This window comes from Bacteroides sp. MSSM.1001136sp1_RTP21357st2_D2_RTP21359_211015, from assembly GCF_040913205.1.
Classification (GTDB): Bacteria; Bacteroidota; Bacteroidia; order Bacteroidales; family Bacteroidaceae; genus Bacteroides; species Bacteroides ovatus.
Genome location: NZ_JBDFVF010000010.1, coordinates 79,703 through 97,511, shown reverse-complemented (window position 1 = coordinate 97,511; position 17,809 = coordinate 79,703). Strand labels below are relative to the sequence as shown.

Annotated in this window: 7 protein-coding genes and 1 pseudogene; all 8 read left to right on the top strand. The window is 38.7% G+C overall.

The features are described 5' to 3' along the window. The first annotated feature begins 31 nt into the window (after nucleotides 1-31). Nucleotides 32-2,809, top strand: coding sequence for a two-component regulator propeller domain-containing protein (locus tag AB5217_RS08815; RefSeq protein WP_195647013.1), 2,778 nt, complete (start codon nucleotides 32-34; stop codon nucleotides 2,807-2,809). A gap of 231 nt (nucleotides 2,810-3,040) precedes the next feature. Beyond that, a complete protein-coding gene (locus AB5217_RS08810) occupies nucleotides 3,041-3,559 on the top strand; it encodes a sigma-70 family RNA polymerase sigma factor (RefSeq protein WP_032843328.1) in 519 nt (172 codons plus the stop codon). A 44-nt stretch (nucleotides 3,560-3,603) separates the two neighbouring features. Continuing rightward, nucleotides 3,604-6,814, top strand: a pseudogene (locus AB5217_RS08805) (SusC/RagA family TonB-linked outer membrane protein). 12 nt (nucleotides 6,815-6,826) lie between these two features. Further along, nucleotides 6,827-8,557 (top strand): RagB/SusD family nutrient uptake outer membrane protein, encoded by a 1,731-nt coding sequence (locus AB5217_RS08800; protein ID WP_032843330.1) that lies wholly within the window; start codon nucleotides 6,827-6,829, stop codon nucleotides 8,555-8,557. Nucleotides 8,558-8,586: 29 nt separating this feature from the next. Further along, nucleotides 8,587-10,002: an Ig-like domain-containing protein gene (locus AB5217_RS08795; RefSeq protein ID WP_032843331.1), complete on the top strand. Its 1,416-nt coding sequence runs from the start codon at nucleotides 8,587-8,589 to the stop codon at nucleotides 10,000-10,002. 14 nt (nucleotides 10,003-10,016) lie between these two features. Continuing rightward, on the top strand, nucleotides 10,017-11,273 hold the full coding sequence (locus tag AB5217_RS08790) for an alginate lyase family protein (protein ID WP_032843332.1): 1,257 nt from the start codon (nucleotides 10,017-10,019) through the stop codon (nucleotides 11,271-11,273). Between the two features lie 126 nt (nucleotides 11,274-11,399). After that, nucleotides 11,400-14,543, top strand: coding sequence for a glycoside hydrolase family 2 TIM barrel-domain containing protein (locus AB5217_RS08785; RefSeq protein WP_050486458.1), 3,144 nt, complete (start codon nucleotides 11,400-11,402; stop codon nucleotides 14,541-14,543). A gap of 186 nt (nucleotides 14,544-14,729) precedes the next feature. Next, a complete protein-coding gene (locus AB5217_RS08780) occupies nucleotides 14,730-17,555 on the top strand; it encodes a two-component regulator propeller domain-containing protein (RefSeq protein WP_032843380.1) in 2,826 nt (941 codons plus the stop codon). The last annotated feature ends 254 nt before the right edge of the window (nucleotides 17,556-17,809 follow it).

Here is a 17,809-nt window from a genome sequence, read left to right as displayed (position 1 = left end):
TTTGCATTGTTTCGTTAAATATGAATCCTCTATGCATAATCTAATACGACATATGGTAAAGGCTTTAGTTACTCTTTGTCTGCTACTCATAAGCATGTCTATTTATCCGGTTTCTTACTCTTTTCGCAGCATTTCCGAAACAGACGGACTTTTCGACCTGATGGTCAGCTCTTTTTATAAAGATTCATTAGGCTATATTTGGATTGGCACGGCAAGTTCTGTTGAACGTTTTGACGGAGTCCATTTGAAACATTATCCTATATTAGGGAATAATGAAAAACAAAAATGGGTGAATGTAATAACAGAGACGGCTGGTAATAGGATATGGATAGGGAATGATATGGGATTGTGGACGATTAATAAGGAAACAGAAAAACTGGAACCCTTTAGTCCGGAGACTATTAATTGTGGTGTTCGTGCCCTTTTACCAACTCGGGATGGAGGATTGTATATAGGTAGTGAAAAAGGATTATTTATCTATCGAAATAATCAATTGGAGCGACTGGCAGTAAGTTCCGACATCTTATCGGCAGGAAATTTTATCGTTGCATTGAATTTGGATGAAAATGGAGCTTTATGGATTCTTACCAAAGGTGGATTACATTCCCTGAATATTTCAAACCGGAAAATAACCTCTTATCCATACAAACAGGGATTCTCCTATAGAAATATGACACGTATCGGCCAAAAGCTCTATTTAGGAACAATGGATCATGGGTTGCTATGTTTTGATAGCTCGACGGGTGAGTTTAAAGAAAATATAATTGACTTGGGTTGTAATGTTATCATGTCTCTCTCCAGTGATGAAAAGAATCTGTTGTATATAGGTACCGATGGAAATGGGGTACATTTTGTTTCTGCGAATAACATGAAGATTGTTCGTTCTTTTTGTTACGAACTGGGAAATAAACAGGCGATCCGTTCCAATTCTGTCTATGCATTATTGGTTGATAGGGAAGGAGTGATTTGGATTGGTTTTTATCAGTTAGGCTTGGATTATACACTATATCAGAGCGGGTTGTTTTCTACCTATGCCTATCTTCCTTATTTCGACTCCAAAGAGATGCCTGTTCGTGCAATAGCTGTTTCGAAAGACGAGAAACTGATAGGTTCGCGTAATGGACTTTTCTATATAGACGAAAAGAAACAGCGGTTTAAAAGTTTTAAGGTTCCCGAATTACGTTCCAATATGATCTTGTGTATTTATGCTTTTGAAGGAAAGTATTACATAGGTACTTATGGTGGCGGTATATATATCCTCAACCCTTCCACGTTGACTTTATCCGATTTTGAAACAGCAGACTTAAAATCAGCTCCATTCCTGAAAGGACATGTGTTTTGCATAAAATCGGATGATGAAGGAAGTTTGTGGATGGCGACGTCTATGGGACTTTACTGTTATAGAGATGGAAAGCAAATCCGGCATTATACTACCGAAAATTCGAAATTACCGGGAGAAAATGTATATGATATATGTTTTGATTCCACTCGTAAAGGATGGATTTGTACAGAAAACGGTTTATGCATTTGGGATCCGTCAACCAATAGTTTGAAGTCGGATATGTTTCCTGAAGGGTTTATTCATAAAGATAAAATCCGGACAGTATACGAAGATTCTAATCATGAGCTTTATTTCCTTCCGGATAAAGGTGCAATTTTTATATCTGATTTGTCGATGAATCATTTTCGGAGAATGCAGTCGGGCACTCCTTTGGATGGAAAGGATGCAATGTTTATTATAGAAGATCATGAAGGTTGGTTGTGGATTGGTACTAATTGGGGCTTATATCGTTATGATAAAAAAGATAATTTTATTCCCTATAATTTCGTAGATGGCTTGCCTAGTTCTATATTTATTACTTGTTTCCCTGTGATAGATGAAGAGGGTACGATGTGGTTCGGCAACTCGAAAGGTATGATTTATCTGATCTCGGAACAAAATGGCAGAAAAGCAAAATGGCATTATCCGGTTGCTTTTACCGATGTATTAGTGAATGGAAAGCAATCGGTTTATGCTAAGATGAGCAGAGAAAATAACGTGTATAAAATAAAATTGGAAGCAGATCAGCGTAATCTGACAATCCGTTTCTCTGGGTTCACCTATTCGGAGCCTGCATATATGTCTTATAAATGTAAGATGGAAGGGATAGATAGCGACTGGCAATTATTGAGTGGACAATCTGAAATAACCTATTATGATTTATCATCAGGTAATTATCAGTTTAGAATTCATCGGGTGGATGATCCGGAGTCAGAAATTTGTCTGATGGTGACTATTGCTCCTCGCTTCAATGCTGTTATGTGGAGTGTGACTGTTTTAGTGATATTGATAATAACTTTCTTATATATATATTATCGCCGGAGAATAAAACGAAACAACCTAATTCAATCGAAGGAAAAACAGCAACCGGTGATTGAAGAAAAATATAGAAAGAGCAATGTGACTGAAGAAGAATGTAGACGCTTGACTGGCGAGCTGGAATTTCTGATGCAAAGGGATCGATTATATGTTAATCCAAATCTGAAAATAGCAGATTTGGCTGCAATATTGAATGTTTCCACTTATACATTATCCTATTTATTCAATCAATATTTGGATAAAAACTATTATGACTATTTGAATGACTATCGCATAGAAGAGTTTAAGCGTTTAGTTGGTAAAGATGAATATTCTAAATATACGTTGACAGCTTTAGCCGAACTATGTGGTTTTAGTTCGCGCACCTCTTTCTTTCGCTATTTTAAAAAGGTTATTGGAATTACTCCGAATGAATATATTCGAAGTATCGGAAAGACTAATGGAGAATAGTATACCTATGTACCTTTTATTTTAAACTTTAGATTGATAAATATCTCTTTAGAGTCTCAATTTATTATTTGAGACTCTCTGAGGTTATAAGTTAACTGCTTGATAATTAGATTGTATTTAGGTTGCTTGCTCTCTGCCAATAGGACGGAATTTATCTCTTTCTTTTTGAATATCCGTTTTCATATTTACCCTCTATATTTGCCAACGTAATGATAAACAAAAATCTAAGCAATGGAAAATATAGATATGTCATCCGTACAGTTGATTACTGATTCTTATCAGAATTATCATCATTCCGTTTACTTGTATATCTTATATAAGATAGGAAAAGATGAAGACGCGAAAGATCTGGCTCAAGATGTATTTTTACGTTTGATGGATTATAAGCAAATGTTGCGACCGGAAACAGTAAAGTATTTTATCTTCTCTATTTGTCGGAATCTGGTTACTGATTATCTGCGTCGTCATTATAAAATGCAGGAAATCACATCTTATTTTTTAGATCAGATTCCTACCTCTACCAATGACGACGTAGAGAGTCAGATAATAGCCAATGATATATCTACATGTGAGCAGAACAGGATTTTTCGGCTTCCTACACAACGGAGGAAAATTTATGCGATGAGCCGTTTCGGTCATAAATCATCAGCGGATATTTCCGCTTGTCTCGGGTTATCTGTCCGTACAGTAGAAAACCATTTGTTTATCAGCCGGAAAGAAATCCGCGAATATATCCAACAGTGTATCTAATATTAGAATAAATAGTATAAATGTTAGTTTTAAATTTTATGTATATGAAAAAAAATCTCTTCAGATTTTCATCGAGAAGGATTCTATTCTCCACGGTGGTAGCCTCTGCTCTTCTAGCAGGTGGTTCGCAGACTGTCTTTGCAGATGCTGGGGAAGTACAAGCCGTATTACAGGCTGGTGCAATCAAAGGAAAAATTGTGGATTCCAATGGCGATCCTGTCATCGGTGCCAATGTTATGGTTAAAGGTACCACTAACGGGACAATAACCGATATAGATGGAAATTTTGTTTTAAATAATGTATCGGGCGGTACTTTGACTATCTCTTTTATAGGTTATAAGACATTGGAAATTCCCGTAAAAGGCACGAATTTGGCACGTATTGTCATGCACGAAGATACAGAAGTATTGGATGAAGTCGTAGTAGTCGGTTATGGTACAATGAAAAAAGAATCGTTGACCGGTTCGGTAGCCGTAGTAGACCAGAAAATATTTAAAGACAAAGGTACAGTAGCCAACCCACTCCAGGCAATGCAGGGACAAGTGCCGGGCTTGCGGATTACACGCTCTTCAGCAGCTCCTGGAGAAGAAGGCTGGGGCATTTCTATTCGTGGTGCAGTATCTAAAAACTCAACAGAACCTTTACTGATAATAGACGGTGTTCCGGCTAGCGGTGTGAGTGAAATGGCTCAACTGAATACTGCTGATATAGAATCCATCAATTTCTTAAAAGACGCATCTGCCGCCATTTACGGATCTAAAGCAGCAGGTGGAGTAATTCTCGTTACAACTAAAAAGGCGAAGGGCGGAAAACCGAGAGTTGAATATAATGGTTCATATACCCGTAAAAAAGTAGGGCTACAACCCCGGATGATGAGCTATGACGAGTGGATGGATGGCATTATCCAGGCATGTTATAATGATGGTAGGGGAGATGACTACACTTGGGTGCGTTATGCTAAACTGGCACAGAAGATGAAAGGAAAGTATATAGACCTGACCGATGGACAAAACCCTGATCCGATTCCTGGTTCATTTGCAGGAGTTGCGGACTTCGTATTTATGGATGATGTTAACTGGACTGATGTTTTGTGGGGAGGTGCCAACTCAACACAGCATGACTTGAGTATATCAGGGGGGACTGATAAAAATACTTACCGTTTATCCGCAGGATATTTGTATGACGAAGGAACTTTGCAATGGGGAAATAATTCAAATGAGCGCTTTAATGTACGTCTTTCAAACAGCTTTAAGTTGACAGAACGCTTTTCTGTTGAGTCTGTAATGTCGGCAAGTCGCCAAAATCAAGTATCTCCCACTCAAATAGGGGCTACATTAGGTGTGTCCATCCCGCAGCCGGGGTTTCCGGTTTCCACTATTGATGGTAAACCTTATGCATGGGGTGGACAATATACTCGTAACTGGCAGGCGGAATTAGGTGGTGACAATAAATTGGTTGTAACTGCAATGAATGTGAACGAACAGTTTAAATATAATCTGATGAAAGGGTTGGATGTCAATGTAACATTAGGATATAGCACGAATAGCGCAATCAGGGATGAACAATACCTTTTCCATCCAGTGGTATAGCTATAATGGAAATCCGATAAAAAGTGAAAATAGTCCGTTCCCGACTCAGGATGACAGTTCTTATACGAAAAGTTCGGCACGCACGGATAATTATACAGCAGCAGCATTTTTGAGTTATACTACCCAATTGAATGAGGTGCATGGTCTTACTGCCATGGTAGGAACTCAGTATGACCGGACAGAATATGAATACAGCAGTACAAAGGCCAAGAATGTAGATCCGACTTTAGGAGTTTTGAATGGAACAGGTATCGTATCTATTGATAAGGTGGATAAATGGAAAGAAGCTATCATGTCCTATTTTGGCCGTGTGAATTATAATTATAAAGAAAAGTATCTGATTGAGGCAAATGCCCGTTATGACGGCTCTTCAAAGTTTCAGCCGGAAAATCGTTGGAATTTCTTTTATGGCTTTTCCGGTGGATGGCGAATTACCCAGGAACCTTTTATGGAAGTGGTAAGAAATTATGTAGATGAAATTAAATTGAGGGCTTCCTATGGTGAGGTTGGTAATCAGAGTGGTATTAGTCGCTATGATGGCATTCAGTTATATGAATCGGTATCCAATGCAGGAGCATATTTGGGTGACGGATTGACTTCATATTTGAAAGCTGGCAACTTGGTTAGTACGGAGAGAACCTGGGAACGTATTCACAATTATAATTTGGGCTTGGATTTCACAGCACTAAGAGGCCGTTTATCCGGTAGTTTTGAGCTTTTTATGAAAAAGAATAATAATATGCTTGTAGGCAAACTATATCCGGGAGTATTGGGAAGCAAAGCTCCCGATATGAACAGCGGTAAATTTGAAAGTAAAGGATATGACGGGACATTGATATGGAAAGATAAAATCTCGGACTTTAGCTATCATGTAGGAGCGACTTTGACATATATGGAGAATAAGTTAATCAGCGGTGGTGAGAATGTGAAAGCCGTAGGTTACAATTCTGCATTGAACGATTATCCGTTGAATTCTGTATTTGGTTATCGTTGCGTTGGTAAAATACAGAATGAGGAACAATTGAAGAAATACAAGGAACGCTATCTTATGAATAATAGTATCGGAATGCCGGCTAATTTGAGACTTGGAGACAACATGTATGAGGATGTTAATAATGACGGTAAGTTGAGTCAGGAGGATTTGATCTATTTAGGTTCCGACGATCCCAAATTCTCATTCTCTTTTAATCTTGGATTTGCATGGAAGGGAATTGACTTCTCTGCAGTTCTTCAGGGAGTAGGAAAAAGAACTGTTTACCGTAGCATTGATGCCTGGAAAGTACCTTTTAAAGCAATTTGGCTGAATACCACCAATCAATCGGTAGGCAATGTCTGGAGTCCGGAAACGCCGGATAATTACTATCCGACTTATACAAACAACACGAATCTGAATGATTATAATTATATGTCTTCTACGTGGTCTGCTGATAATGGTGCTTATTTAAGGCTGAAAGATGTGGTGTTGGGATATACATTACCCAAATCTGTACTGAATAAAATGGGGAATTTCATGACCAACTTGAGAGTATATGTATCAGGAAGTGATTTGTGGGAGAAATCTTACATTCATGATGGATGGGATCCGGAAGCAACCCGGAAAGTAGAAAATAAACAACGCTATCCATTCAATAGAACATTTACAGTAGGAGTTAATGCAACTTTTTAAATAGAATGAATTATGAAACAGTTTAAATTATATATGGTTTTATTGTCGGCTCTTTGTTTTTCTTTCCAGTCATGTTTGGATTTGGAACCGGAAGCTCAATTGGCAGAGACGAATCTTTGGAAGAATCCCGAACAATATAAATTATTTGCCAGTCAATTTTATAGTTGGACACGTGATTTTAAAGCTTTGGATGACGGCCCTCATAGCGACGGACGTTCAGACTTAAGGACTGGTGCTACCTTGGATGTGTATAGTAACGGTACATATTCCATACCTTCTTCGGATAAGAATTATACCGATAATTATGACCGCATCCGTCAAGTAAATCTTCTTTTGCAGAATGCGGAAAATTATCCGATAAAAGAAGATATAAAGACATCAGTTGGCGAGGCACGATTTTTCCGTGCTTATTTACACTTTGATTTATTACAGGTCTATGGTGATATTATTATAGTACGGCAACCGTTGGGAATCACATCTGCGGAATTGCAGAAAGCAAGAGATTCCCGCGAAGATGTCATCGACTTTATAATCCAGGATTTGAGAGAAGCGATAGATATGCTTCCTGCTTTTAAGAATATTGCGGCATCTGATGAAGGACGTGTTTCAAGAGAGGCGGCACAAGCTTTTCTGTCAAGAGTAGCTTTATATGAAGGTACTTGGCTGAAATCCCGTAATGGAAATCAAAATACAGAGCGGTCTAAATCTTTATTGGATATAGCTGTAAATGCTGCTGACGAAGTTATCAAAAGCAATACATTCTCTCTATTCAAACCGGGCGAAGAACTGGCTACTACCGCCTATAAGTATCTTTTTATACTGGAAAATGTAAAATCCAATCCGGCAGGATTGACGAAAAAGGATAATAAGGAATATATTTTTTACCGGAGACATGATGAGGTTATTAGCGCCATTGGATTTAATATTACCCAGGGGCGTTTAGGTAATGCACTGTATATTACACGTAAAATGGCTAATATGTATCTTGATAAAAACGGGCTTCCGATTGATCCGGCTGTTTGGAATTATCAGGATATGGAATCCGAGTTTCAAGGCCGTGACAATCGCATGGTAAATACGATGATGGTCAATGGTGACTATTATTGGAGTAATGGCCCCGGACGGGTGAATTGGACAGGGGATGCCGATGATAAGAAGAATGCCACCTTTGCTCCGTTTAATCCTGCACAAAAAGGAGGCAGCGGCTATTTTACACAAAAATGGTGTACCGAACGAACGGTTGCAACAGGAAAAGAGGGATATGATTTTCCGATTATCCGCTATGCGGAAGTATTATTAAATTATGCGGAAGCAATATTCGAGCGTGATGACGAGATTTCGGATACTGATTTAAAGAAATCATTGAACCTGGTACGTAAACGTATAAATCCTGATATGAAAGACCTGACTAATCAGTTTGTAGCGGAGAATGGACTTAATATGCGTACGGAAATTCGCAGAGAACGCACAGTAGAGCTTTTTGATGAAGGATTCAGAATGGATGACTTAAAAAGATGGTATACGGCGAGAGAAGAAATGAAAATGGATTTGCTGGGAGTAAAATGGAAAGGTACCGAATTTGAGAAAGAATGGCCAAGTGTTTCCAGTCCTGTCAATGCGGATGGATGCTTAATTTTAGAATCCGGACGAATTTGGAATGACAAACATTATTTATATCCATTGCCGACAGACCAGTTATTGCTTAATCCGAATTTGAAGCAGAATCCAGGATGGGATAAATAAATACCATGTTTATAATAAAATAGAGAATTATGAAACAGATAAATTTAATCTATAAATATAGAGTCTTTTCGCTGATAGCCATGATGGCCTTATCTTTATTGGGAACATCTTGTAAAGACGAAGACAATTTTGAAGCATTGGGAAGTGAAAAAATAATCTCAGCGATAGAGCTGAAAGTTACAGAGCGGCTTCCGTTGTTGGTTAATACGGATTCATTGATTGCCTATACTGTACTTCCTGATGATGCAGGTAATAAGAATCTGCTTTGGACCTCAGCAAATAAAGAGATTGCCAGTGTAAATGCAGAAGGACGAATTACCGCCCATAAACTAGGTAAGGTGTATATCACTGCTATGCCGGAAGTAGGATTTGCGGCAACTAAAACAATAGAAGTGGAAGTGATTGATGAGATTATAAAGATTCAGGATATTCATGTAAAAGGTGAAGACCAGTTATCTGTGTATGTTACCGCTTCGCTTCAATTAGAGACGAGCTTTACACCTGAAGTTGTAACTTATACTACCTTGAATTGGATTAGTGAAACACCCGAAATCGCAACCGTTTCGGAAAGTGGATTGATAAAAGGAATTACTCCGGGGACGGCACGAATCAGAATAGAAGCGAGAGACGGTAGCCATTTTTCAAAGGTTATAACGGTGGAGGTAAAAGAAATAGTGCCATTAAGAGATATTCTTTTTGATGAATCGCAGAAAGAACTGGCGTTGAACGAAACCTCTGTGCTGAATATAACCCCTGTGCCGGCGAATGCAACGGTTTCAGCAATAGAATGGTCGAGTGAGAATGCGAATGTGGTGAGCATAAATAAAGAAAGCGGAGTATTTACGGTCAAAGCTTACGGTACAACCCGTTTGATAGCTAAGAGTGGAGATATAGAGAAGTCTCTTGAAGTAACTGTGATTAAAGGGAAAATTAATGATACCTTTTTGTATGGTGTAAGTAATTGGGAGAAATTTGGAAGTGATGCGGAATCTGCGGAAATTGTGAATGGAAAATTGTTGGTCAAGGCTTCTGCCTCCTTGAAAAAAGCATCTATACACAGAATACCGGATACTGATTTCCATGCAGGACTATATCCTATTGTCGCAATTAAGATGACAAAGATAGAAACAACTTGTCGTTTGACATTTGACTCATGGACCGGTAAGGATTTAGGGGGTGCTTATGTCGGTTGTAATGGTAGTTATGATGTTTGGAAACCTCAAACATTAATAGACTCTGCTGATGGAGTTCCTGTATTCTATGCTAATTTGGCCGAGCATAATTTGGGTAAGGCAAAATTGCCAACGAATGAAGCTAAAACATTGGATGAATATCTTTATCGTATACAGAACTTGGGAACGACAGAAAATATATCTTATGAAGTTTATTGGGTGAAATCTTTTAAATCGGTAGAAGAACTTAAGGCATATATAGGTGCTGAATAAAATAGTTGAAAGATATGAAACAGATAATTTTAAATTTAGTAATAGGCTCTTTATCCTTTATCGGGACAAGTTGCAGTGCAGAATTCGAGAATGGTGTTTCTGACATTGATTCATGGGAACCTGTAAGTTATGAATTTACAATAAAGCATCCTTGTTTGGTGCATACGCAGGCTGACTTTGATTATGTAAAATCTAAAGTCGACCAACAGGCCCAACCCTGGTTTGACGGATGGAATAAATTGCTGGAAAGCGATGGGGCAAAGCTAACCTGGACTGCCAGGCCACAAGAGGAAATTATCAGAACCTCTAGTGGAGGAAACTTTAATACTGCAGCTTTTGATGCGGCAGCAGCTTATCAACTGGCTTTAAGATGGAAAATATCCGGTGATGAGGATTATGCCAAAGCTTCCATTGATATTCTGAATAAATGGGCGAAAACCTGTAAGGGAGTGAATGTAACGACAGGGCAGACTGACGGCCATCGTTTACTGGCAGCTGGTTTTATTGGATATCAATTTGCCAATCCGGCAGAAATTATGCGTGATTATCCGGGATGGAAGAAAGAAGATTTTGAGTATTTCAAAGAATGGATAACCAGTGTTTTTTATCCTATCTGCTATCAATTCCTCGGAGACCATTTTAATTCGGCACCTGAAGATGGTTGGATGAGTTGGGATTTACCTGCAATGTTGACAATTCTTTCTATAGGTGTCTTGTGTGATGATGCAGATAAGATTAACTTGGCATTGAGATACTTCTATGAAGGTGAAGGTATGGGATGTATTGACAAATCTGTAGTGGCGATGCATGAAGATCCTGCCGGAAAAGTTATCGGTAAACATTTAGCTCAAAGCCAGGAAATGGGACGCGACCAAGGACATTCTACCTTGAATGTTCCTCTCCATGCTTATTTTTGTCAAACTGCCTATAATATAGGTATAGATTTATTTTCCTATAAAGATAATATCGTGCTTGATTTGTGTGAATATACAGCCAAATATAATGTGAATCCCGAAGAAGCTGTTGATTTACCTTATACACCTTATTATTCAGGTAAAGAAGGATGGCATAATGTCGTTGCGGCTGATGGAAGAGGGCGTGCTCGTCCGGGATGGGAACTTATCTATAACCATTATGTAAAAGTAAAGGGAATAAAAGCACCCTATTCACAAGAGTTTGCAGAGAAAATGCGTCCGGAAGGAGGTGGTCACAGAGGGACGGCTGAAGCTGATGATTTAGGATTTGGTACGCTCATGTACACTAGAGAATAAGAAGTCTATATAAAGTTTACTGAAGAGTTTTAACAGAATGATGTGCCAAAAGTTCTTTCTATGGTTAAACGAGCTTTTGGCACTCTCTCTTTTGTTGATTTAAACTTATTTGATTTATTAGAAAATATGATAAAAAGAGCATTTATTCTTTCTATTCTTTTCTTTTTGTTTGGAACAACCATCGTATATAGCCAGCAGAATGAATGGGAGAATCCTGTAAAATACGAGTGGAATAAGGAACAACCACATACTGATTTTATGATTTATGATCGTTCCGGGGATGCTATTAAAGATGAATATGAATTGTCTCCTTGGTATAAATCACTGAATGGTAAATGGAAATTCATCTATTCACCTGCTATTGATAAAAGTGAAAAACAGTTTTATCGTATGGATTTATCTAGCGATTACTGGTCTGATATTGAAGTACCTTCCAACTGGGAGCTACAAGGATTTGGAGAACCCATTATCCGCAATATACAATATGTTTTTTCACCTAATCCACCCTATGTTGATGTGGAAAATCCGGTAGGAACTTATCGAAAGACTTTCACTGTTCCGTCTAACTGGCAAAACAAAGAGGTAATGCTTCATTTCGGTTCCATAACGGGCTATGCACAAATATACGTAAATGCTCAAAAGGTCGGTATGACTAAAGCCTCCAAAACCCCGGCTGAATTTAATGTGACTAACTATCTGAAAGAAGGAGAGAATGTACTGGCAGTGCAAGTTTATCGCTGGCATGATGGTAGCTATATGGAAGATCAGGATTTTTGGCGACTGACTGGGATTGAGCGTGATGTATTCTTGCAAGCTTACCCTAAACTGACTATTTGGGATTTTTTCTTAAAATCAAGTTTGGATGGCGCATATAAAAATGGTATATTCAATGTTACCGTAGATTTGCGTGAATTTACAGGCAACCATATGAAAAAAGGAACACTCAAACTGGAATTATTGGATAAAACCGGCAAAACAGTTTTGTCACAACAAAAGAAATTTAACGTAAAAGAAGAGTTTACCCGGTTAGCTTTTTCGGGCGTCATAAAGAATGTTTCTAAATGGAATGCCGAAAAACCATCTCTTTATGATTGTGTCATCACACTTTTGGATGATAAAAACAAGCAGCTTGCAGTTACTGCCTATAAGACAGGTTTCAGAAAGATAGAAATAAAGAATGCCCAACTATTAGTGAATGGCGTTCCGACTTATATAAAGGGTGTCAACCGACATGAACATAACGATAGTTTGGGTCATACTCAAACTCGTGAAATTATGATGAATGACCTGAAGCTGATAAAGCAACTGAATATGAACGCCGTTCGTACCAGCCATTATCCCAATCATCCGTTGTTTTATAAATTATGCGACCAATATGGCATTTACATTGTAGATGAAGCTAATATTGAAACCCACGGAATGGGATCAGTGCCTTATTTCAAAGATACGGTACCGCATCTCGCCTATCGTCCCGAATGGTATGCAGCCCATGTAGACCGTATCACTCGAATGGTGGAAAGAGATAAAAACCATCCATGTATCATAGGCTGGTCATTAGGAAATGAATGTGGTAATGGAATCGTATTCCATGATGAATATAAACGACTGAAAGAATACGATCCAAGCCGTTTTGTACAGTTCGAACAAGCTTGGGAAGATTGGAATACAGATATTGTTTGTCCGATGTATCCTAATATGTGGAAAATAACGGAATATGCCAAGTCTGGTAAACAGCGTCCGTTTATCATGTGTGAGTATGCTCATGCCCAGGGGAATAGCAATGGAAATTTTAAAGACCTTTGGGATGTTATTTATGACAGTCCTAATTTGCAAGGCGGCTTTATCTGGGATTTTATGGATCAAGGATTTAAAATGAAGACAAAACCGAGAGACGGACGTACCTACTGGATGTACAATGGCAAAATGGGAAGTTATAAATGGTTGGAAGATAAGAAAGGGGAACTAAATACAGGAACCGATGGCTTAATCTCCGCTAATGGTATTCCCAAGCCGCAAGCGTATGAAGTAAAGAAAGTCTATCAGTACATTCAGTTTAATGCGAAAGATTTGAGTAAAGGAATTATTTCAATTAGGAACCGTTATGACTTTACCAATTTGAATGAATATGCTTTCACTTGGGAAGTATATAAAAACGGAGAGAAATTCTCTACAGGAAATTTCAATGTTGAATTAAAACCTCATGCGGAAAAAGAGGTACGATTGAATCTTCCAGTCATTCCAGAAGATGGAAATGAATATTTTCTCAATCTCTATGCCTATACAAAGGTTGCTACCGATTTAGTTCCTGTACATTATGAAGTAGCTAAAGAACAGATAAAATTAAATAAGAGCAGTTTCTTTACTTCTCTTCCTGTTTGTTCGGGTAAGTTGTCTTATGAAACAAAAGACAATGTTTTATCTTTTCAGTCGGGTACTGTTTCCGGTAAGATTGATTTGAAAAAAGGAGTGCTATTTAATTATTGTATAAACGGTAAACAACCTATTAGGCAATACCCGGAACCTGCTTTTTGGCGTGCTCCGGTTGACAATGATTTCGGGAATAAAATGCCCGGCTTGGCAGGTGTCTGGCGGACAGCACATATTAACCGTTATGTGAAGAGCGTGGTTATAGAGGAAAAGAACGAAAAAGGATTGTCCATAAAGGTTGATTGGATATTGAGTGATATTCAGGTTCCTTATACAATGGAATATTTGATACGCAATAATGGTTCTATTATCGTGACAGGAAGTATTGACTTGACAGGAACGAGACTTCCCGAACTTCCCCGCTTCGGTATGCGGATGGAATTGCAACAATCCTATGAGAATCTGACATATTACGGCAGAGGGCCTTTGGAAAACTACATCGACCGTTATTCAAGTTCGTTTATCGGACGATATGAGGATAAAGTCGAAAATCAGTTCTATTGGTATATACGTCCACAGGAAACCGGAAATAAAACAGATGTTCGTTGGCTGGCTTTATTGAATAGTGAAGGAGAGGGAGTGAAAATTACAGGTCTGCAACCTATCGCATTTTCCGCTCTGCATTTCTCACCGGAAGACCTTGATCCCGGTTTGACCCGTAAATTACAGCATACCATTGATATTGTTCCGCAAAAGAATATTTTCCTGCATGTTGATTTAAAGCAACGCGGATTAGGAGGCGATAATAGTTGGGGGATGTATCCGTACAATAAATATCGTTTGCTTGATAAAAAATATGTTTATAGCTATATGATTGAATTGGCTGAAAAGGGTTCAGATTAAGGCTATTGTTTGAATAGGTGGTAGATAAAATTTTCAATAGCATTGAGTAAAAAAAATCTCCCCTTCGTATTTGTTTTACATAGACAACAAATACGAAGGGGCGAATTTTTTAAGAAAAGGAATGTGCTCTTTTGGAGAATTTTATGTAAGTTTGTCACATGTTTAATATGAAAAAGCTCATTGTAGGTGAGAAACACGGTTAAATATCTGATTTTTCTAATAATATATTTGGCATGTGGGGGTAATCTGCAAGCCCAGAACTATACATTCCGTAATGTCGTCATGTCCGACGGTCTTTCCGGACTGTTAGTCAATACTATTTATAAAGATTCCGAAGGTTTTGTGTGGTTAGGGACAGATAATTGTCTCGACCGTTTTGATGGAGTGAAAGTACGCCATTTTGAATTTCGGGGTATTGAATCAGGAAGAAAGAAACGGGTAAACAGCGTTACAGAAACAGCCAGCAAACAACTGTGGGTAGGAAATGGAATCGGACTTTGGCGATTGAACCGTACAAACAGTCAATTGGAAAGAATTGTCCCCGAAAAGATTGATTTTGCTGTAAATACTTTGTTGGCTAATGAGGATGTTCTTTATATCGGCACAGAGAAAGGCTTGTTCATTCATAAAGACGGCCAATTACTACAGGTTTTGACAGACCGGAATATGCTTGCCGCCTGTAACAGAATCATGGATATTTGTCTGAATGAAGATAAAACCGTATTATGGCTGGCTACGGTGCAGGGGCTGTTCTCTTATTCGCTGAAAGATGGAAAGATTGATTCCTGGCATTTTCAGGAGAATGTGCCCGAAGCCGATTATTTCCGTTGCCTGACCCGTATTGGAGAAACGCTTTACCTAGGCACAATGAGCCAAGGTGTAGTACGTTTTGATATAAAAAAGGAAACATTCTCTCATACGGTATCTTTAGGCTGCGATGTCATTTCTGATATATCCAGCGATGGGAAAGAGACTGTTTATATAGCTACTGACGGTAATGGCGTCCACTTCCTTTCACACAAAGACCAACAAGTGACACGTCGTTTTTACCATGATGTCAATGATAAGGAAGGAATTCGTAGTAATTCTATTTATTCCTTACTTGTAGATGATAGAGGTGCCGTCTGGGTGGGCCATTTTCAGGCAGGGCTGGATTATTCACTCTATCAGAACGGCCTTTTCCGTACATATGCCTATCCACCTTTATTCAATTCGGCAAATCTTTCCATTCGTTCTTTCGTAAACAGAGGGCAAGAGAAAGTTATCGGTTCACGTGACGGTTTGTTTTATATAAACGAAGCTACCGGAGTAGTGAAAAGTTTTGTAAAGCCCGTTTTGACTTCAGATCTGATACTGACAATCAGCTTCTATCAAGGAGAATATTATATCGGTACGTATGGTGGCGGTATGATGGTACTGAATCCGGGAACATTATCTCTGAAATATTTTGCACAGGGCGATACGGAGCTTTTTCAAAAGGGACATATATTCTGTGTGAAACCGGATGCAAAAGGAAATCTTTGGATAGGGACTTCACAAGGACTCTTCTGTTATAACGGACAGACCAAACAGATCAAACACTTTACTAGTGCTAACTCCCAACTGCCGGAGGGCAATGTGTATGAAGTAAGTTTTGATTCTACAGGCAAAGGATGGATTGCTACCGAAACCGGTATGTGTATTTATGATCCGGCTTCTCAAAGTTTACGCTCTAATGTGTTTCCGGAGGGATTCGTTCATCGGGATAAAGTGCGTACTATCTACGAAGATGCTGGACACAATCTCTATTTTATCCGTGAGAAAGGGAGCTTGTTTACATCTACTTTAACGATGGACCGTTTCCAGAACCGCTCTATCTTTTCTACTCTTCCGGACAATTCGCTAATGTCTGTTGTAGAAGATAACCAAGGCTGGTTGTGGGTAGCTTGCAATGACGGGCTATTGCGTATCAAAGAAGAGGGAGAGGAATATGATGCTTTCACTTTTAATGATGGAGTGCCGGGACCTACTTTTACAAATGGAGCTGCTTATAAAGATGAAAAAGGACTATTGTGGTTTGGTAACACCAAAGGACTGATTTATGTCGATCCGAAACGTGTGGACGAAGTGCGTGGCAAGGTCCGTCCGATCGTATTTACTGACATATTAGCTAATGGTGTACCTTTTACCAGCTCCTCTTTGAAATACAATCAGAATAATTTGACTTTCTGTTTCACAGACTTTGCTTATGGTCTCCCATCTGCCTTACTATATGAATATCGACTGGAAGGAGTAGACAAGGACTGGAAATTATTGGCAGCACAGAACGAGGTTTCTTATTATGGACTTTCTTCCGGGACTTATACTTTCCGTGTACGTCTTCCGGGAAATGAGCAATCCGAAGCTAGCTGTCAAGTGACAGTATGCCCTATGATACCTTGGTGGGGATGGGGACTTTCCGTTTTATTAATCGTAGGAATTATAGCCTTTATACGGTATTATGTCTGGAAACGTATGCGTCGTTTACTAGATTCTTCTGCTTCGTCGATTTCAGCATCAGCAGGGGAGGAGATACAACAGAGAGAGCAATCTGTAGAACAGCCGGAAGTAATTTCAGAGCAACAATCTTCCACTGTTGAAGAGAAATATAAGACCAATAGACTGACCGAAGAGGAGTGTAAAGAACTTCATAAGAAACTGATGGCTTATGTAGAGAAAGAAAAGCCATATATCAATCCCGATTTAAAAATGGGGGACTTGGCTTCTGCATTGGATACTTCTTCACATTCATTATCGTATCTTTTGAACCAGTATCTTAATCAGTCTTACTATGACTTTATCAACGAATACCGCGTTACCCAATTCAAAAAGATGGTAGCGGATAGCCAATATTCCCGCTATACTTTGACTGCACTGGCAGAACTTTGTGGTTTTAGTTCACGTGCTTCTTTCTTCCGTTCATTTAAAAAGAGTACGGGAGTTACTCCGAATGAGTACATCCGTAGTATAGGCGGAACAGCCAAAGAAGAGTAACTTTTCGACTTATTATCTCGAAATCTATTTATTCCCTTCACCCTTCACTTCTCCCTGTTCATTGGGGATAGAGGGTGAACCTTGCCCTTTCACCTTGTGAATCCTTTCTTATATTCTTTTCCTTTCTTCAATCTGTTATTAGATAAGTTCTTCTTCTCCCAATCTAAAGCTCCTTTTCCTTAATTGCAAAGTTGTTTTTCATAGGAAGCAATCTTTAAATGCAAGTTTTGTTTTTATAATCAAAGCTTTCATTT